Annotated in this window: 14 protein-coding genes; 2 read left to right on the plus strand and 12 right to left on the minus strand. The window is 62.6% G+C overall.

Going from position 1 to position 19,458, the window contains the following annotated elements; all coding sequences use genetic code 11:
* Positions 1–124: 124 nt before the first annotated feature.
* The 12 genes from NR164_RS29630 to NR164_RS29685 all read right to left on the minus strand — a co-directional run bounded on the left by NR164_RS29630 (position 125) and on the right by NR164_RS29685 (position 16,332).
* Positions 125–1,744: a methyl-accepting chemotaxis protein gene (locus NR164_RS29630; protein WP_017849315.1), complete on the minus strand. Its 1,620-nt coding sequence runs from the start codon at positions 1,742–1,744 to the stop codon at positions 125–127.
* Between the two features lie 70 nt (positions 1,745–1,814).
* Positions 1,815–2,510: an anaerobic ribonucleoside-triphosphate reductase activating protein gene (locus NR164_RS29635; protein WP_169850799.1), complete on the minus strand. Its 696-nt coding sequence runs from the start codon at positions 2,508–2,510 to the stop codon at positions 1,815–1,817.
* A complete protein-coding gene (nrdD, locus tag NR164_RS29640) occupies positions 2,507–2,662 on the minus strand; it encodes an anaerobic ribonucleoside-triphosphate reductase (protein ID WP_017849317.1) in 156 nt (51 codons plus the stop codon). The genes NR164_RS29635 and nrdD overlap by 4 nt, the downstream gene beginning before the upstream one ends.
* Positions 2,663–2,693: 31 nt before the next feature.
* Positions 2,694–4,694, minus strand: a complete 2,001-nt coding sequence (locus tag NR164_RS29645) for a ribonucleoside triphosphate reductase (protein ID WP_057006084.1) — start codon at positions 4,692–4,694, stop codon at positions 2,694–2,696.
* Positions 4,695–4,987: 293 nt separating this feature from the next.
* Complete coding sequence (gene moaA / locus NR164_RS29650) at positions 4,988–5,974, minus strand: GTP 3',8-cyclase MoaA (RefSeq protein ID WP_017849319.1); 987 nt, start codon at positions 5,972–5,974, stop codon at positions 4,988–4,990.
* A gap of 1 nt (position 5,975) precedes the next feature.
* The gene (locus NR164_RS29655) at positions 5,976–6,902 is read right to left on the minus strand and encodes a peptidylprolyl isomerase (RefSeq protein ID WP_046383086.1); all 927 of its coding nucleotides are present in this window, start codon (positions 6,900–6,902) and stop codon (positions 5,976–5,978) included.
* A 10-nt stretch (positions 6,903–6,912) separates the two neighbouring features.
* On the minus strand, positions 6,913–7,593 hold the full coding sequence (narI, locus tag NR164_RS29660) for a respiratory nitrate reductase subunit gamma (protein WP_017849321.1): 681 nt from the start codon (positions 7,591–7,593) through the stop codon (positions 6,913–6,915).
* Positions 7,586–8,341 carry a nitrate reductase molybdenum cofactor assembly chaperone gene (gene narJ / locus NR164_RS29665; protein WP_046383085.1) on the minus strand — a complete coding sequence of 252 codons (756 nt, stop codon included), beginning with the start codon at positions 8,339–8,341 and terminating at the stop codon, positions 7,586–7,588. The genes narI and narJ overlap by 8 nt, the downstream gene beginning before the upstream one ends.
* A 2-nt stretch (positions 8,342–8,343) precedes the next feature.
* Positions 8,344–9,882: a nitrate reductase subunit beta gene (narH, locus tag NR164_RS29670; RefSeq protein WP_017849323.1), complete on the minus strand. Its 1,539-nt coding sequence runs from the start codon at positions 9,880–9,882 to the stop codon at positions 8,344–8,346.
* A gap of 1 nt (position 9,883) precedes the next feature.
* Positions 9,884–13,657, minus strand: a complete 3,774-nt coding sequence (locus NR164_RS29675; RefSeq protein WP_017849324.1) for a nitrate reductase subunit alpha — start codon at positions 13,655–13,657, stop codon at positions 9,884–9,886.
* A 57-nt stretch (positions 13,658–13,714) separates the two neighbouring features.
* Positions 13,715–15,112, minus strand: coding sequence for a NarK family nitrate/nitrite MFS transporter (locus NR164_RS29680; protein WP_256823627.1), 1,398 nt, complete (start codon positions 15,110–15,112; stop codon positions 13,715–13,717).
* A 2-nt stretch (positions 15,113–15,114) separates the two neighbouring features.
* Positions 15,115–16,332: a nitrate/nitrite transporter gene (locus tag NR164_RS29685; protein WP_017849326.1), complete on the minus strand. Its 1,218-nt coding sequence runs from the start codon at positions 16,330–16,332 to the stop codon at positions 15,115–15,117.
* Between the two features lie 350 nt (positions 16,333–16,682).
* On the opposite strand from NR164_RS29685, the gene NR164_RS29690 reads away from it, so the two are divergent.
* A complete protein-coding gene (locus NR164_RS29690) occupies positions 16,683–18,485 on the plus strand; it encodes a HAMP domain-containing protein (RefSeq protein WP_256823628.1) in 1,803 nt (600 codons plus the stop codon).
* Entirely contained in the window at positions 18,482–19,129 is a 648-nt protein-coding gene (gene narL / locus NR164_RS29695) for a two-component system response regulator NarL (RefSeq protein ID WP_017849328.1), read from the plus strand. Before NR164_RS29690 ends, narL begins: the two co-directional genes overlap by 4 nt.
* Positions 19,130–19,458: the final 329 nt, after the last annotated feature.

Here is a 19,458-nt window from a genome sequence, read left to right on the forward strand (position 1 = left end):
GGGGCAAGCCCCCTCCCACATTTCTGACCGAGTTCGGCTTGCAGGATCAGGTCGGCTATAAGGCCGCCGCGCGTTGGTTACTTTTCGGGTTGGCCATTACCGAAGAAACGCATCGCCACACCACCTAAACCTTAAACCGCGCCACCGTCTGATGCAGTTCCCCCGCCATCCCCGCCAGATCATGCCCCGCCGTTTCGGTATGCAAGGCCCCTTGCAATACCTGTTGCGACAGGTTCCGAATCCCCACCAGGTTGCGATCCACTTCCCGCGCCACCAGTGCCTGTTCTTCGGTGGCGCTGGCAATCATCAAGTTGCGCTCATTGATCTGCGAAATCGAGCGGGTGATTTCATCCAGCGCCTCCCCCGAGCGTTGCGCTACGCCCAAGGTCGCCTGCACCCGTTCGCTGCTGCTGTGCATGGCGGCCACGGCGTGTTCGGTGTCCTGGCGGATGTTGCCGATCATCTGCTCGATCTCCTGGGTCGAGGTCTGGGTACGATGGGCCAGGGCGCGCACTTCATCGGCGACCACCGCAAAACCACGCCCGGCATCGCCGGCACGGGCCGCTTCGATCGCGGCGTTGAGAGCCAGCAGATTGGTCTGGTCGGCGATGCTGCGGATCACATCCAGCACGCCGCTGATGTCTTGCACGCGGCCGGCGAGTTGCTGGATGCGTTCGGAGGTTTCCACCACGCCGGTGGCCAGGGTGTTGATCGAGGCCACGGTTTCCTGCACCTGCGCCCGCCCAAGCTGGGCGGTCTGTTCCGACAGGCGCGAGGCTTCGCTGGTGCTCACCGCGTTGCGCGCGACTTCATCGACGGCGGCGGTCATTTCGTTCACTGCGGTGGCGGCCTGTTCGATTTCCTGGCCCTGCAACTGCAGGCTGCTGCTGGTCTGGCTGCTGACTGCGCTCAACTCTTCGGATGAACTGGCCACGCCATCCACCGAGGCGGCGATCTGCCGGACCATCTGGTTGAGGTTCTGCTGCATCTGGTGCAGGTTGCGCATCACGCTGCCGTCGGCACTGTTGCCCAGCGGCACCTCGATGGTCAGGTCGCCCTGGGCGATATGGCTGAGCACCCGCGCCACCTCGTCCGGCTCGCCGCCCAAAGGCCGGGTGACGCTGCGCGTGACGATCACGGCGGCCGCCACGACCAGGCTCACGCATAGCAGGAATAATCCGATCATCGTGCGGCGCGCATCGTCGTAGAGAATTTGCGCAGCCTGCTCGCGCTCGACGAACAGTCGGCCTTGCATGGCCATCAACGCATCGAGGCTCTTGAACACCTCAAGCTCGGCCGGCACCACCTGCTGTTTGAGCTGGGCCAGGCCCTGCTCGCGGGCGCCCTGCTTGATCAGCGCCTGCACCTGGGTAAAGGCCGCGACGTAGGTTTCCCGATGGGTTTTCAACGCGGCATAGGCCGCCTTGCCTTCGGTGGTATCGAACAGTGGCTCCAGGGTGGCGAACGCCTGGGTAATGCGCTGCCGGGTGGTGCCAATGGCCTCTTGGGCCTGCTGGTTATCCTGGTCGATCAGCAGGTCGCGGGTGTTGCGCCCGTTATCGCGCACGCCGGTGGCGATCACCATGATCGGTGCGATTTTCGGCCAGTCCTGCTGCACGATCTGTTCGGACTGTTGCTTGAGGGTTGCCAGGTCATGCAAGGCGTAAAACACCAAACCGACCAGAGCCAGCGGCGCAATCGCGAAGCCGATGACAATGCGTTGTGCCGTGGTTAACTGCGTCATTCTAAACATTCCTTGATGAATACCTGCCCAAAACGGGCAGCATCTTTAAAAATCCTGGGAGGGCGATCGGTCACCCTCGTAATACAAAAGCCGGAAACAACTCGCGCATGCAGCCCCATAACTCCGGCAATGCCATCTGTGCCGGGGCAATCGGCAGTTGCTCATCGAGCATGCTTGCCGTGCGGACCATCTGCACGGCGAAGCGCTTGACACCACTGGCTTGCAAACGCTGGGCCAGGCGCAGCAGGCGCGACGTATCAATCAGATGCCAATGCACCGTGGTGCGGCACTCGTAGTCCACGCCACTGGCCAGCAAGGTCTCCAAACTGCGCCAATTGGCGACGCCGCTGCCTTTGACCTGGGTGACCAGTTGATAGTCCTCGACCAGGGCCTTCACATCGAAGCCCACCCAGTCGGCATGGCGCAGCGCATTGGCAAAGCCTGCCGGTTTGATCCCCGCACTGTGCAGGCCCACGCGAAAGCCCATGGCGCGTACCTCGTCCATCGCCGCTGGCAAACCTTCCTGCAAGGTCGGCTCACCGCCGCTGAACACCACTGCGTCCAACAGGTCCTGGCGGCGCTGCAAAAACAGCAAAACCCGGCGCCAATCGATCTCCGCGCTACCGCGCGGTGCAATCAGGTCCGGGTTATGGCAGTAACGACAGCGCCAGGCACAACCCTGGCAGAACAGCACACAAGCGAGCATGCCGGGGTAGTCGAGGGTGGTCAGGGGCACCATGCCCCCAACCCGTAGCATTCGACTCATTGGCGCCCGGCCGCGCAAGCCGCTTCGGTAAAGTGAACACGCTCCTTGTGTTCGGACTGTTTGCCGGGGTTGAACGCGGACACCGGCCGGTGGTAACCCATTACCCGGGTCCAGACTTCGCAGCGCTGACGTTGTGGCTGGGATGTTTGCATGGTGAATCTCCTTGCGGGTTGAAAAACAGGTTCAAGACTGGGCGGCAAGCGCGAGGATCTCATCGCACTTGGGGCAGAACTCGTGTTCGCCGGCGAGGTAGCCGTGTACCGGACAGATCGAGAAGGTCGGGGTCACGGTCAGGTACGGCAGGCGGAAACGCCCCAGCGCTTTGCGCACCAATTGCTTGCAGGCCTGGGCCGAGGAAATCTGTTCGGCCATATACAGGTGCAGCACGGTGCCGCCGGTGTATTTGCATTGCAGTTCGTCTTGCAGCTCGAGGGCTTCGAAGGGGTCTTCGGTGAAGCCCACCGGCAGTTGCGACGAGTTGGTGTAGTACGGCGCATCCAGGCTGCCGGCTTGCAGGATGTCCGGGTAGCGCTTGCGGTCTTCCTTGGCGAAGCGGTAGGTGGTGCCTTCCGCCGGTGTGGCTTCGAGGTTGTAGAGGTGACCGGTTTCTTCCTGGAAGCGCAGCAAGGTGGCGCGCACATGGTCGAGCAGGCGCAGGGCGAACGCGCGGCCTTCTTCGGTGTGCGTGCCCTGCGTGTCATCCGTGAAATTGCGCAGCATCTCGTGCATGCCGTTGAGGCCGATAGTGGAGAAATGGTTGCGCAACGTCCCCAGGTAACGCTTGGTGTAGGGGTACAACCCGGCGTCCATGTGGTGCTGGATCACCTTGCGCTTGACCTCCAGGCTTTCCATGGCCATTTCCATCAGGCTGTCCAGACGTTGCAGCAAGCCGCTGGTGTCGCCCTTGAACAGGTAACCGAGGCGCGCGCAGTTGATTGTCACCACGCCCAGCGAGCCGGTCTGCTCCGCCGAACCGAACAGCCCACCACCGCGCTTGAGCAGCTCGCGCACGTCCAGTTGCAGGCGACAGCACATGGAGCGCACCTGGTTGGGTTGCATGTCCGAATTGAGGAAGTTCTGGAAATACGGCAGGCCATAGCGCGCGGTCATCTCGAACAGGCGGTCGGCGTTCTCGCTGTCCCAGGGGAAATCATGGGTGATGTTGTAGGTCGGAATCGGGAAGGTGAACACCCGCCCCTTGGCATCCCCGGCCTGCATCACTTCGATGTAGGCGCGGTTGATCAGCTCCATTTCCGTTTGCAGGTCGCCATAGGCAAACGGCATTTCCTTACCACCGATCACCGGCACCTGCTCGCGCAGGTCTTCCGGGCAGACCCAATCGAAGGTCAGGTTGGTGAATGGCGTCTGGGTGCCCCAGCGCGACGGCACGTTGAGGTTGTAGATGAACTCCTGCACCGCCTGACGCACCTCGGGGTAGCTCAACTGGTCTTTGCGCACATAAGGCGCAAGATAGGTGTCGAACGAGCTGAACGCCTGGGCGCCGGCCCATTCGTTTTGCAGGGTGCCGAGGAAGTTGACCATCTGCCCCAGGGCACTGCTCAAATGCTTGGGCGGCCCCGCTTCGACGCGACCCGGCACGCCATTGAGGCCTTCGTGCAGCAACGAACGCAGCGACCAACCGGCGCAGTAGCCGGCGAGCATGTCGAGGTCGTGGATATGCAGATCCGCCTCACGGTGCGCGCGGCCGATCTGCTGGCTGTAGACCTCGTCCAGCCAGTAATTGGCAGTGACCTTGCCCGACACGTTCAGCACCAGCCCGCCGAGGGAATACCCCTGGTTGGCATTGGCCTGCACACGCCAGTCTTCACGGTCGAGGTATTCGTTCATCGAGGTGGCGACTTCCACCAGGGTCTTGCGGTCACGGCGCAAGCGACCGTGCTGTTCGCGGTAGACGATATACGCGCGCATCGACAGGAAGTAACCGGCGTCCATCAACACCCGCTCGACACTGTCCTGGATCTGCTCCACATCCAGCCGTTCGATGCCGCGCAGCCGCGCCAGTACCGCACCGAGCAACAGGTCGACCTCGGCCTCCCGATACTCGCCGGTGGCATTGCCGGCGGCGATCAGCGCCTGACGGATTTTTTCGGCGTCGAAGGCAACGAGGCTACCGTCGCGTTTGTGCAGGCGGTTACTGACCAGCGGGCTGAGCATGCTTTGCATTGGAAGGCTCCAGACACTACATATAGATTTAATAAATCTTTGAAACACAATATGCAGTGATATTACGGTCAAGCGTTTGGGCTGCCATTGATCAAGGTCAAGTCTGAACGAAGATCAAAATGTGGGAGGGGCGGTGCGACGATTCGGCTTGTTCCCGATAGCGGTGGATCAGTCGTGCATGTATTGGCTGACACACTGCTATCGGGGGCAAGCCCCCTCCCACAGTAAGCCCCCTCCCACAGTAAGCCTCCTCCCACAGTAAGTTCCCTGCCACAGCAAGTCCCCTGCCACATTCAACCGCCGCTCATATTCATGAAGCGCACCACCTGCACCTCCCCTGCCCCGGTGAAATCATGGCGCAGCGGCTTACCCCGCAACCCCTTGTGCAACGCCTCGATCAACGGCGCGTCGTCCAACGGGTAACGCCGCAGCAAAGCGCGGAAGTCCACCGCGTTGTCCTGCCCCAGGCACAGCAGCAACTGCCCTTCGACGGTCATCCGCACGCGGTTGCAACTGCCGCAGAAGTTGTGGGAGTTGGGCGAGATAAAGCCGATACGCGTGCCCGGATGCCGCGCCAGGCGCACATAGCGCGCCGGGCCGCCGCTGTTTTCGGTGCTATCGAGCAAGGCATGGTGACGGGCGATCACGCTGCGTACTTCATCACTGGCACAGAACGTCTCGCCGCGGGAGCGGCCCACGTCGCCCAGGGGCATTTCCTCGATAAAGCTGATGTCGATGCCTTGGTCGATCGCGTACTGCACCAGCGCCGGCACTTCATCGAAGTTGCGCCCTTTCATCACCACGCAGTTGAGCTTGACCCGCTCGAACCCGGCCTCTCGCGCCGCCTCGATACCGTCCAGCACCTGGCGCAGATCACCGTTGCGGGTGATCGCGCGAAAGCGCTGCGCATCCAGGCTGTCGAGGCTGATGTTCATGCGCTTGACCCCGGCGTCCACCAGCGGCTGCGCGAGGCGCGCCAACTGCGAGCCGTTGCTGGTCATCACCAGTTCGCGCAAGCCCGGCAGTGCCGCGATATTGCGGCACAACCCGACAATGCCCGGGCGGATCAACGGCTCGCCGCCGGTCAGGCGGATCTTGCGCACGCCCTGGCCGACGAACAGCGCGGCCAGGCGTTCCAGCTCTTCCAGGGTCAGCACCTGCTGGCGCGGCAGGAACGTCATGTTTTTCGCCATGCAGTACACACAGCGGAAATCACAACGGTCGGTCACCGACAAGCGCAGGTAATCGATCGAACGGCCCACCCCATCCACCAGGCTCATGTCACTGCACCAGCGGCGAGTCGGCGCCCTGCAGCGCGATGCCACGAATGTCCGCCGCGCCGATCAGGGTTTGCAGGTACTGCACCAATGCCTTTTGCCACACGCCTTGCTGCAACTGGGTGCGGATCGCCACCGCCACCGCTTCATACGGCAGCGGTTGGCCTTCGATACGCTGATCGACATAGATCACATGCCAACCATAACGACTCTCCAGCGGCTTGCCGGCCAGGCCCGGCGCGAGGGTGAACAACTGACGCTCCAGCTCTGGCACGGTCTGGCCCTTGCTCACCTGGCCCAGCGAACCGCCCTGGGCCTTGGACGGGCACGCCGAATACTGCAGGGCCAGCTCGGCGAATTGGCCGGGCTGCTCGTTCAGGTTCTGCAGCAGCACTTCCGCCTGGCCGTGCGCCAGATGGCGCGCCTCGGCGTCATCCGGCGCGCATTCGAGCAGAATGTGCCGCACCGCCAGCAACGGCGCGCTGTGAAAGCGCCCGCGGTTGTTCTCGAAGTAGCGCACACAGGTGGCCTCGTCGCACTCAGGCACCTTGACCTCACGCTCGAGCAGCAAGCGCGTGGCGGCTTCTTCTTCGTTCTCGCCGGCTGCGATCTCCACCGCCAGGCCCAGCTCGGCGATCCGCTGCTGCAACAGCTCGCGGATCACCAGCGCACGGGCGGCCAGATACACCGCCTCCTCGCGGCTTTCGGCCGGATGATATTGCAACTCCAGGGCCATGGCCTCCGGCGTGACGGGCACGCCGTTGACGCTGATGATCGGCCATTCCTGTTCACTGCTGGCGATCAACTCAGGCGCCTTCAGTTCCTCGAACAGAGCCGGGGCCGCAACCTCGGCCACCACCGGTTCTTTGACCGACGAGCCGCAACCGCCGCTGCCGCCATTACCGCCACCACATCCGCATCCAGTTGTCATGACGCTCTCCTCAATACTTCTGCCGCACGATTTGATAACGACGCCCCAGGTACCAGATCGGCGCGCTGACCATATGCACCAAGCGGGTAAACGGGAACAGCACGAACAGGGTCAAGCCCAGCGCCACATGCGCCTTGTAGATCAGGCTGACCGGCTCGATCGACGCCGCCGCGTCCACTGGCCGCAACAGCACCACGTTCTGCGCCCAGTCGGCGAGCATCACCATGACCGAACCGTCCATATGCCCGGTGGACGCGACGATGGTCAGCAAACCGAGCACCAACTGCGCGAGCAGCACCAGCAGGATCAGGATGTCCGACGGGCTCGACGTGGCCCGTACACGCGGGTCGCCCAGGCGGCGCTTGACCAGCATCAGCAAGCCCACCAGGCACAGCAGGCCGAAGACGCCACCGGAGACCATCGCCAGCAACTGCTTGTGCTCAGTGCTGATCACATGGTGATAGACCGACGCCGGGGTCAGCAGGCCGACAAAGTGCCCGGCCAGCACGAACAGCACGCCAATGTGGAAGAAGTTGCTCGCCACGCGCATGCCACGGTTGTTGAGCATCTGGCTGGAGCCAGCCTTCCAGGTGTACTGCGACAGGTCGAACCGCGCCCAACTGCCCAACAGGCAGATCGCCAGGGCGACATAGGGGTACACCCCGAATACCAGCAAATTCCACTTAGACATTACCCACCTCCGTGGCCGGCACTGCGGCCTGCCCTTCTTGCTGAAAATCCACCCAGTGCAACGGCACCGCGCTTTCTTCGCGGGCTTTACCCGGTGCGCTGGGCATCGAGCTGCAACGGTCTTGTTGTTCGGCCTGCATAAAGTCCACCGCTTCCTCTTCCCAGATCTTGTCCAGGGCTTCGAGGGAGTCGTCACGCGGCTCGGCGGCGACCTGCGCGCGCAGTTCGGCCACGGCCTGGTGCGGCTCGGCACCCGAGATCTGCAGCAACGCACGGAAGCAACTGGCGTAGGCGCTCTCGCGCTCGTCCAGACGTGCGGCGAGCAGCGCCAGCAGGTGCGCCACATCCGCCAGGCCCTCGCGGGCCTCGATGTCTTCGCGGGTCGAAAGGAACTCCAGGTACAGCGGGATATAGTCCGGCAGCTCCTTGACGCCGATGGCAAACCCGGCCTCTTCGTACTGGGCCATCATGTCGACCATGGCCTGGCCACGGTCGCGGGACTCGCCGTGGACGTGTTCGAACAACAGCAACGACAGCGAGCGCCCACGGCCGAACAGCGCGCCGTAGTGTTCCTGGCCGTCCATCAGGTCATTGGCGCAGATCAGCTCGAGCAACTCGAACAACGCGCCGCGCTGCTTGGGGCTGATCTCCCGCGACTCGATGATCGCCTGTTCCAGTTCGTCGCGGCCGCTCACCAGGGTTTCGGTGGGGTAGTCCAGCAGCAACGAAATCACTTTGAGAATACGCATGCTCAGTCCTCCCAGATCTGTACGGTTTTCAACACGTCGCGACGGTTGGCCTTCTTGGCACCGAACATGTTGGTGTCGGAGCTGCCGCTGCAACCGCTGCCGAAGCTGAAGCCACAGCCGGAGCGTTCGGCGAACGCGTCGCTCATGGCGTCTTCACGGTGCGCGCTCGGCACCACAAAGCGGTCTTCGTAGTTGGCGATCGCCAGGTAGCGGTACATCTCTTCCACCTGTTCCACGCTCAGGCCGACGTCTTCGAGCACTTGCAGGTCCTGCACGCCGTCGACTTGCTGGGAGCGTTTGTAGGCGCGCATCGCCAACAGGCGTTTGAGCGCACGCTTGACCGGTTTTTCATCGCCGGCGGTGAGCAGGTTGGCCAGGTAACGCAGCGGAATGCGCAGGCTGTCGACATCCGGGATCACCCCGTTCATGCCCACGGTGCCGGCGGCGGCAGCGTTCTGGATCGGCGACAGTGGCGGTACGTACCAGACCATCGGCAAGGTGCGGTATTCCGGGTGCAGCGGCAGTGCGAGTTTCCAATCGACGGCCATTTTGTAGACCGGCGAGCGCTGGGCCGAGTCGATCACCGACTGCGGCACGCCATCGGCCAGGGCCTGGCGAATCACCGCCGGGTCATTCGGGTCGAGGAAGATTTCCAGCTGTTTCTCGTACAGGTCTTGCTCGTTGGCGGTGCTCGCCACTTCGCTGATGCGGTCGGCGTCGTAGAGCAGCACGCCGAGGTAGCGAATCCGGCCGACGCAGGTTTCAGCACACACGGTGGGCATGCCGGCTTCGATGCGCGGGTAGCAGAAGATGCACTTCTCGGATTTGCCGCTCTTCCAGTTGAAGTAGATCTTCTTGTACGGGCAGCCGCTGATGCACATGCGCCAGCCGCGGCACTTTTCCTGGTCGATCAGCACGATGCCGTCTTCTTCACGCTTGTAGATCGCACCGCTCGGGCACGAGGCCGCGCACGCCGGGTTGAGGCAGTGCTCGCACAGGCGCGGCAGGTACATCATGAAGGTGTTTTCGTACTCGCCATAAATGTCGGCCTGGATCTGGTCGAAGTTCTTGTCCTTGCGGCGCTTGGCGAACTCGGTGCCGAGGATTTCTTCCCAGTTCGGGCCCCACTCGATTTTCTGCATGCGCTTGCCGGACACCAGCGAGCGCGGACGCGCGGTCGGTTGGTGCTCGCCCAAAGGCGCGGTGTGCAGGTGCTGGTAGTCGAAGTCGAACGGCTCGTAGTAGTCGTCCAGGCTCGGCAGGTCAGGGTTGGCGAAAATGTTCGCCAACACGCGGAACTTGCCGCCGATGCGCGGGTTGATCGAGCCGTTGGCGTTGCGCACCCAGCCGCCCTTCCACTTGTCCTGGTTTTCCCATTCTTTCGGGTAACCGATGCCGGGCTTGGACTCGACGTTGTTGAACCAGGCGTATTCCATGCCTTCACGGCTGGTCCAGACGTTTTTGCAGGTGATGGAACAGGTGTGGCAGCCGATGCATTTGTCCAGGTTCAGGACCATGCCGATCTGTGAGCGAATCTTCATCTCAGTTCTCCTCGATATCAGTCGGCAATGGGCGCGGCAAGTCATCGCCGGTGGAACCATCGAGCCAGTCGACCTTGGCCATTTTGCGCACTACGACAAACTCGTCGCGGTTGCAACCGACCGTGCCGTAGTAGTTGAAACCGTAGGCTTGCTGGGCATAGCCGCCGATCATGTGGGTCGGTTTGAGCACCACGCGGGTCACCGAGTTGTGGTGGCCGCCGCGGGTCTTGGTGGTTTCCGAACCCGGCACGTTCACGATGCGTTCCTGAGCGTGGTACATCATCACCATGCCTTCCTTGACGCGCTGGCTGACCACCGCACGGGCGGTCAGTGCGCCGTTGACGTTGAAGCACTCGATCCAGTCGTTGTCCTCGATCCCGGCGCGCTTGGCGTCGATCTCCGAGAGCCACACAATCGGCCCGCCGCGGCTCAAGGTGAGCATCAGCAAGTTGTCGCTGTAGGTGCTGTGGATGCCCCACTTCTGGTGCGGAGTGATCCAGTTCAGCACGATCTCGGTTTCGCCATTGCTGCGCTTGCCCTTCACGCCTTCGATGGTCTTGGTGTTGACCGGTGGCCGGTAGCTCATCAACTGCTCGCCGAACGCCTGCATCCACGGGTGATCCTGGTAGAACTGCTGGCGGCCGGTGATGGTGCGCCATGGGATGTTTTCATGGACGTTGGTGTAGCCGGCGTTGTAGCTGACGTGCTCGTCTTCCAGGCCGGACCAGGTCGGGCTGGAGATGATCTTGCGCGGCTGCGCCTGGATATCGCGGAAGCGAATCGCTTCATGGGCCTTGGAAATCGCCAGGTGGCTGTGGTCGATGCCGGTGAATTCCGACAGCGCGGCCCAGGCTTTCAAGGCGACCTTGCCGTTGGTTTCCGGGGCCAGGGACAGGATCACCTCGGCCGCGTCGATAGCGGTGTCGATTTTCGGCCGGCCATGGCTGATCCCGGCATCGTTTTCGTGATGGTTCAGTTCGCCGAGGAACTCGACTTCTTCATCAGTGTTCCAGTTGATGCCCTTGCCGCCGTTGCCGAGTTTTTCCAGCATCGGGCCCAGCGAGGAGAACTGTTTGTAGATGTTCGGGTAGTCGCGTTCCACCACTGCGATGTTCGGCGCGTTCTTGCCGGGTACCGGGGCCACGCGTGCGCTTTTCCAGTCGGTGCCGCCAAACGGTTGGGCCAGTTCGCCGACGCTGTCGTGCATCAGCGGTACGGTGACCAGGTCTTGTTCCACACCCAGGTGACCGACCGACATGGCCGAGAACGCCTTGGCGATGCCTTTGTAGATTTCCCAGTCGGAACGCGATTCCCACGCCGGGTCGATAGCCGCCGACAACGGGTGGATGAACGGGTGCATGTCCGAGGTGTTCATGTCGTCTTTTTCGTACCAGGTGGCGGTCGGCAAGACGATGTCGGAATACACGCAGGTGGAGGACATGCGGAAGTCCAGCGTGGTCACCAGATCGAGCTTGCCGATGGCGCCGTCCTCGACCCATTCGGCCTCGGTGGGCTTGCATTCGGTGCTGTGGCCGATGTCTTCGTTCATCACGCCATTCTTGGTGCCCAACAGGTACTTGAGCATGTACTCATGGCCCTTGCCCGACGAACCGAGCAGGTTGGAGCGCCAGATGAACATGTTGCGCGGGAAGTTCACCGGGCTGTCCGGCTGTTCGCAGGCAAAGCGCAGGCTGCCGTCCTGCCAGGACTTGACCACGTAGTCTTTCGGCGTCATGCCGGCTGCGGCCGCCTCGCGGCAGATGTGCAGCGGGTTGGTGTTGAGCTGCGGCGCGCTGGGCAACCAGCCGGCGCGTTCGGCGCGGATGTTGTAGTCCAGGGCGTGTTCGGGGAACTGCGACTTGTCGGCCAGAGGCGAGAGCACATCGTGCATGCTCATTTTCTCGTGGCGCCATTGCGAGCTATGGCCGTAGAAGAAGCTGGTGCCGTTCATCTGGCGCGGAGGGCGGTTCCAGTCCAGGCCGAAGGCCAGGGGCAGCCAGCCGCACTGCGGGCGCAGTTTTTCCTGGCCGACGTAGTGGGCCCAGCCGCCGCCGGTCTGGCCGACGCAACCGCAGAGCATGAGCATGTTGATCAGCCCGCGGTAGTTCATGTCCATGTGGTACCAGTGATTCATCGCCGCGCCGACGATGATCATTGAGCGACCCTTGGTCTTGTCGGCGTTGTCGGCAAACTCACGGGCGATCTGGATGGCTTTCTCGCGGCTGACGCCGGTGATCGCTTCCTGCCACGCCGGGGTGCCCGGCACGCTGGCATCGTCGTAGTCCTTGGCCACGTTGTGGCCGCCCAGGCCACGGTCGATGGCCAGGTTGGCCGCCGACAGGTCGAACACGGTCGCCACCTTGGCCACGCTGCCGTCGGCCAGGGTCACGTTGTGGACCGGCACGCGGCGGTACTGCACCGCCTCGCCAGCGACGTGCTGGAAATGCTCCTGGACTTCGCCGGCGAAGTACGGGAACGCCACTTCGGCGACGTCGTCACCGATCAGGCTGAGTTTCAGGTCGATCGCGCGGCCTTCACCGCCCTCTTTGGCGAGGATGTTCCACTTGCCCTTCTCGCCCCAGCGATAGCCGATGGAGCCTTGCGGCGAGACCAGTTCGCCGCTCTCGTCGAGGGCGATGGTTTTCCATTCCGGGTTGTTGTCCTGGCCGAGGTTGCCGGTGAGGTCCGAGGCGCGCAGGAAGCGGTCCGGCTGGAAGCCTGCGCCGGGAGCGAAACCGGTCATCGGCTTGAGCATCACCAGCACCGGCAAGTCGGTGAAGCGCTTGGCGTAGTCGGTGAAGTAGGCGCTCGGCTTGTCCAGGTGAAATTCTTTGAAGATCACATGGTTGAAAGCCTGGGCCAACGCGGCGTCGGTGCCCTGCTTAGGGTTGAGCCACAGGTCGGTGAGCTTGGCCACTTCCGAATAGTCGGGGGTGATCGCCACGGTCTTGGTGCCCTTGTAGCGCACCTCGGTGAAGAAGTGCGCGTCCGGGGTACGGGTCTGCGGGACGTTGGAACCCCAGGCGATGATGTAGTTGGAGTTGTACCAGTCGGCCGATTCCGGCACGTCGGTCTGCTCACCCCACACCATCGGCGAGGCCGGTGGCAGGTCGCAGTACCAGTCGTAGAAGCTCAGGCAGACGCCGCCGATCAGCGACAGGTAACGCGAACCCGCCGCGTAGCTGACCATCGACATGGCCGGGATCGGCGAGAAGCCGACGATGCGGTCCGGGCCGTATTGTTTGATGGTGTAGACGTTGGAGGCGGCGATGATTTCATTCACCTCCTCCCAGTTCGAGCGAATGAAACCGCCCATGCCGCGCTTGCTTTTATAGGAGTCGGCCTTGGCCTTGTCCTCGACAATGCTCGCCCAGGCTTCCACCGGCGCCAGGGTCTGGCGCGCTTCACGCCACAGCTTGAGCAGCGGCTTGCGGATCTTCGGGTACTTGAGCCGGTTGGCGCTGTAGATGTACCAGCTGTAGCTCGCACCGCGCGGGCAGCCACGGGGTTCGTGGTTGGGCAGGTCGTTGCGGGTGCGCGGGTAGTCGGTCTGCTGGGTTTCCCAGGTGATCAGGCCGTTCTTCACGTAGATCTTCCACGAGCAGGAGCCGGTGCAGTTCACGCCATGGGTGGAACGCACGATCTTGTCGTACTGCCAGCGCGAACGGTAGACGTTTTCCCAGTCGCGGGACTCTTTACGGGTCTCGCCGTGGCCGTCGGAAAATTCGTTTTGTTTGCGGTTGAAGAACCGCAGTTGATCCAACAAATGACTCATGGTGCTTTCCTCATCAGGCGTGCTGCGGGGTGCGTTGCCCCGCGAATTCAGGTCGGACTAGCAGGGGGTGGCGCAACCTTTGCGGGCATACCACCACCAGGTCACGACAATGCAGCTCAGGTAGAAACCGACAAACATGTAGAAGGCCATCGCCGGGCTACCGGTGGCGGCCATGGAGGTGCCGAAGGACTTGGGAATGAAGAACGCACCGAAGGCGCCCATGGCCGAACTGAACCCCAGTACGGCGGCGGATTCCTTGCCGGCATTCTTGATGGCCTGCTCGCGCTCGGCGGCGGATTTACCGGCGCTGGCTTTCTCGTGCTGGGTGCGGAAGATCACCGGGATCATGCGGAAGGTGGAGCCGTTGCCCACGCCTGTGGTGATGAACAGCAACATGAACAGGCCGAGGAAGCCGTAGAAGTCGCCGCCCTGGCCGTTCTGCGGCAGGAAGTGCAGCACGCCGAATACCATCACGATCATCAGCACGAAGTTCCACAGGGTCACTCGCGCGCCGCCCAGTTTGTCCGCCAGCCAGCCGCCCAGTGGGCGCACCAGAGCGCCGACCAGCGGGCCGAGGAAGGCGAACTTCAACGCCACCACGTCCGGAAACGAGGTTTTGATCAGCAGCGGGAACGCCGCCGAAAAGCCGATGAACGAACCGAAGGTCGCCAGGTACAACCAGCACATCAGCCAGTTGTGCTTGCGTTTGAAGATCACCGCCTGCTCGCTGAACGAAGCGCGGGCGCTGGACAGGTCATTCATGCCGAACCAGGCCGCCACGGTGACGGTGAGGATGAACGGCACCCAGATGAACCCGGCGTTCTGCAGCCACAGCTGGCTACCGTCGGGCAGGGTTTGCGCTTGCCCGCCGACCATGCCGAACACCCCGAAGGTGATCACCAGCGGCACGCAGAACTGCATCACCGACACGCCCAGGTTACCGAGGCCGGCGTTCAGGCCCAGGGCCGTGCCTTGCTGCGCCTTGGGGTAGAAGAAGCTGATGTTGGACATGCTGGAGGCGAAGTTGCCGCCGCCGAAGCCGCACAACAAGGCGATCAGCACGAACACGCTGTAAGGGGTGTTGGGGTCTTGCACCGCGAAGCCCATCCACAGCGCCGGCAGCAACAGCGACGCGGTGCTCAGGGCAGTCCAGCGACGCCCGCCGAAGATCGGCACCATGAACGAATAGAACACCCGCAAGGTCGCGCCGGACAGGCCGGGCAACGCCGCCAGCCAGAACAGCTGGTCGGTGGTGAAGCTGAAGCCGATGGCGTTGAGGCGCACGATCACCGTGCTCCACACCATCCACACGGCGAAGGCCAGCAGCAGCGCGGGAATCGAGATCCACAGGTTGCGGGTAGCGGTTTTTTTGCCGCTGGCCCCCCAGAACGCGGGGTCCTCGGGGCGCCAGTCGTGAATCACCGGGCCCGAATCGGGCTTTTGCGCGATGGACATGTTCATTCTCCTTGGAGACGTTGGGCGGTGTTGCCCAGCAGCGGTTGTTTGCGGATTTCGCTGAGGTACATCCAGGTCAGGGACACCCAGACCACGCCGTACATCAACATGAAGCAGGACGAGCGCACGCCGGTGAGGTCCACCAGGGCGCCAAACAGAATCGGCAGCACAAAGCCCCCCAGGCCACCGGCCAGGCCGACGATGCCGGACACCGCGCCCATGTTCTGCGGGTAGTCATTGGCGATGTACTTGAACACCGAGGCTTTGCCGAACGCGAAGGCGATGCCCATCACGAACAGCAGCACGGTGAACAGGGTGGGGTTGAGGCCGATGTGCAAATCCAGGGGACCGTTGACGGTCTGCACCTGCAATTGAGTCTGCGGGTAGCTGAGCAGGAACAGGCAGACCCAGCTCACCCACAACACCCACCAGGTCACGCTCTGGGCGCCCCAGCGGTCGGACATCCAACCGCCGACCGCGCGCAGCACGCCGCCGGGCAGGGAGAAACAGGCGGCCAGCAGCGCCGCGCTTTGCAGGCTGAAACCGTATTCCTGCACGTAGTACTTGGTCATCCACAATGCCAGGCCGACGTAGCCGCCGAAGACAATCGAGTAGTACTGGCAGTAGCGCCACACGGCCGGGTCTTTCAGGCACCGCAGTTGCTCGCGCAAGGTGGCGCCGCCGGCACTGCGGTGGGCCTTGTTCTCGCTGGTGAGGAACCAGAACAACAGCGCGGTGATGAACAGGATTGCGCCGAATACCTTGGGCACCAGGTGCCAGGTGCCAAGGGCGATCAGCGCCGGGGCGAGGAACTTGGTGACCGCGGCCCCGGCGTTACCGGCGCCGAACACGCCCATGGCGAAGCCCTGGTTGTCCTTGTCGAACCACTTGGCGACGTAGGCGATGCCCACCGAGAACGAACCGCCGGCCAGGCCGACAAACAGGCCCAGCACCAGGAACTGCCAATAAGCGGTGGCGTAGGTGATCAGGTACAGCGGCAGCACGCAGGCCAGCATCAACAGGAAGAACACGATGCGCCCGCCGAAGCGGTCAGTCAGCAAGCCCAGGGGCAGGCGCACCAGGGAACCGGTCAAGACCGGCGTGGCGGCCAGCAGGCCGAACTGGGTTTCGTTGAGTTGCAGCAGCTCTTTGATGGGCACGCCCAACACGGCGAACATCATCCACACCATAAAGCAGACGGTGAAGGCCAGCGTGCTCATGCCCAGCACCAAGCCTTGTCTTATACGGGGTTGAGTCACGGTATGCGCTCCAAAAGGTGATTTCATGAGCGCAGGTTAGGGGCGACACCCCCTTGGAACTTGACGCAGATCAACGTCGGCCAGGGGGGTATAAGGCTATGCTGATCCCCTATACCTCTAAGGAGGTAGTCCCTATAACAAGAGAAAGTCTTTATTTATCAATGGATTGATCTCTTGTGCCGGCGTTTTCCCGTGGGAGGGTTTGCCGGCAACTCTTTAGAGGTAGTGCGCCAGGGATCGCCGTTTTCCAGCTCGTTTTTCCTTTTCAGGTGCCGCCATGCAGGCTTTCCCCCCCCTCCGACTACGCCGTGATGTTTAGCTGGCTACGCAGCTCCCTGCCCGCACGCGCCGGCTTGGCTGTGATCCTGATCGCTATCCTGGCCCTTGCCAGTTCCTTGAGTGCGGGGCTGATCGCCTGGTTCAGCCAGGGCGACGCCGCCGCAATCAACACCGCCGGCTCCGTGCGTATGGAGACCTACCACCTCAGTTGGCGGCTCGCCGCCGCCGCGCCGGCCGAAGAGATCGACACCATCACCCAGAGCCTGCAAAGGCGCCTCGACAGCGACTCGCTCAAAGCGGTGCTGGAAGACGGCCCGAACAGCGCCCTGCTGCAGAGCTACCAACAGATCCAGCAACGCTGGAACGACGAGCTGCGCCCGGCCCTGACGCGCGGTGATACGGCGCAATTCCAGGCCAGCGCGCCGACATTCGTCGAGCAAATGAATCAATTCGTCAGCCTGTTGCAGCAACAGAGCGAACGCAAACAAAGCTGGCAGCAAGGCATCCAGGGCCTGGCGCTGTTCAGCACGTTGATCATCCTGTTGATCGGCCTGTATGAATTGCAGTACGGCGTGGTCAACCCTTTGCAGGAACTGGTACAGGCCACCCGGCGCTTTCGCGACGGCGACTTCAAGACCCGGGTCAACCACCGTTCCGACGATGAGCTGGGGCAACTGGCCCTGAGCTTCAACACCATGGCCGAGACCATAGAGGCGTCCCACCGCACCCTGGAAAGCCAGGTGCGCCTCAAGACCCTCAACCTGCAACAAGCCAACGCCGCACTCGAGCTGCTGTACCAGAGCAGCAGCAGCCTGGCCACGCGCCTGGCCAATGCCGAGGGCCTGGACGAATTGATCCGGCGCTTCCAGAAACGCCTGCCGGGGTTGCGCCTGTCGTTGTGCCTGCAAGGCCACTTCCTCGCACCGGCCCAGCAGATGCTCGCCTTGCACGGCGGCGACAGCCGTAACATCTGCGCCATCGGCGATTGCGCGAGCTGCCATAAACACAAAGTGGCGCCGCCGCAGATATTCAGCATCAGCAACCAGGGCTCGGAACTGGGCGAACTCAAGGCCCACTTCGACGATGGCCACCCTCCGCAAGACTGGGAAAAGCAATTGATCCAGGCCCTGGCCAACCTGATCGGCACTTCGCTGTCGCTCAAACGCCAGCGCGAACAGGACCATCGTTTGCTGCTGCTCGACGAGCGCACCATCATCGCCCGGGAACTGCACGACTCCCTGGCGCAGGCGCTGTCGTACATGAAGCTGCAAGTCAGCCGCATGCAAACCCTGATCCGCCGGGGCGAACCCGTGGAAACCCTGGCCACCGTCACCGCCGAACTGCGCGACGGCCTGAACAACGCCTACCGCCAACTGCGCGAGCTGCTGACCACCTTCCGCCTGCAAATCCACGATGCCGGGTTGGTACAGGAGCTATCGGAAACCGCCGAAGAGTTCTCCCGGCGCGGCGAATTCCAGGTCCACCTGCACGTCGACGCCCTCGCCTTCCAATTGTCGGCCAGCGAACAGATCCACTTGCTGCAGATCACCCGCGAGGCCTTGTCCAACTGCCTGCGCCACGCCCATGCGCAAAACGCCTGGCTGCAACTGCGCCAGGAGGGCGAGACCGTGAGCCTGAGCATCGAGGACGACGGCCGTGGCTTTTGCGGCGCCGTCGACCAACGCGAACACCACGGCCTGACCATCATGGACGAACGCGCGCGCAGCCTGCACGGCCAACTCGACATCAGCCCCCGCGAGCCCCAGGGCACGCGGGTGCATTTACGTTTTCAACCGGAATTTCTCGGGCAACCTCTACAAGGTAACCTCCCATGAGCACACTCCCCCGCCACCGCATTTTGCTGGTCGACGATCACCCGATGATGCGCCATGGCATGCGTCAGATACTCGAACTCGAAGACGATCTGCAGGTGGTCGGCGAAGCCGGCAATGGCCAGGAAGCCCTGGACCAGATCGAAACCCTGCAACCGGACCTGGTGCTGCTGGACAACAACATGCCGCAGATGAACGGCCTGGAAACCCTGCGCCGCCTGCGCGCCATGAACTATGCGGGCAAGGTGCTGCTGTTTACCGTGTCCGACGCCGAGGATGACATTCGCGATGCACTGCGCCTGGATGCCAACGGGTATCTGCTCAAAGACATGGAGCCGGAGTTGGTGGTGGAGTTCATCCGTGATGCGTTGCATGGAGCGCTGGTGATCAGCCCCGGGTTGACGCGGGTGCTGGCCCAGGCACTGCGCTCGCCGCAACCCCATGCGGCGGTGGACTTGACGGAGCGGGAACGGCAGGTGCTGCGCACGATTGCCAGTGGCTACAGCAATAAGGTGATCGGGCATAAGTTGGGGATTACCGAAGGGACGGTGAAGGTGCATGTGAAGAATCTGCTGCATAAGTTGGGGTTGCGGTCACGGGTGGAGGCGGCGGTTTGGGCGATGGAGCACTTGCGGCAGGCGGGTTGATGGTTTTTCGGGGGGTTGGGTACATATCCGTTTCTTCGGTAGCGGCGGCTGGTGGCTCCGCTCTTGCCCCAACACTCGGCACCTCACTAATGCTCGGGCAAGGGCAAGAACAGATCAAAAGCAGAGCAAGGTCTATCTGACCCATAGAGATCCAAATGTGGGAGGGGGCTTGCCCCCTCCCACATTTTTGACCGCATTCGGCTTCCAGGATCAGGTTGGCTATAAGGCCGCGCCTAAGAGCAAGAGCAAATACAGAATGAGGTCTATCTGACCCATGGAGATCCAAATGTGGGAGGGGGCTTGCCCCCGATAGCAGTGTGTCAGCCACT

The sequence above is a fragment of the Pseudomonas sp. Pse79 genome (assembly GCF_024519615.1).
GTDB classification, from domain to species: domain Bacteria; phylum Pseudomonadota; class Gammaproteobacteria; order Pseudomonadales; family Pseudomonadaceae; genus Aquipseudomonas; species Aquipseudomonas veronii.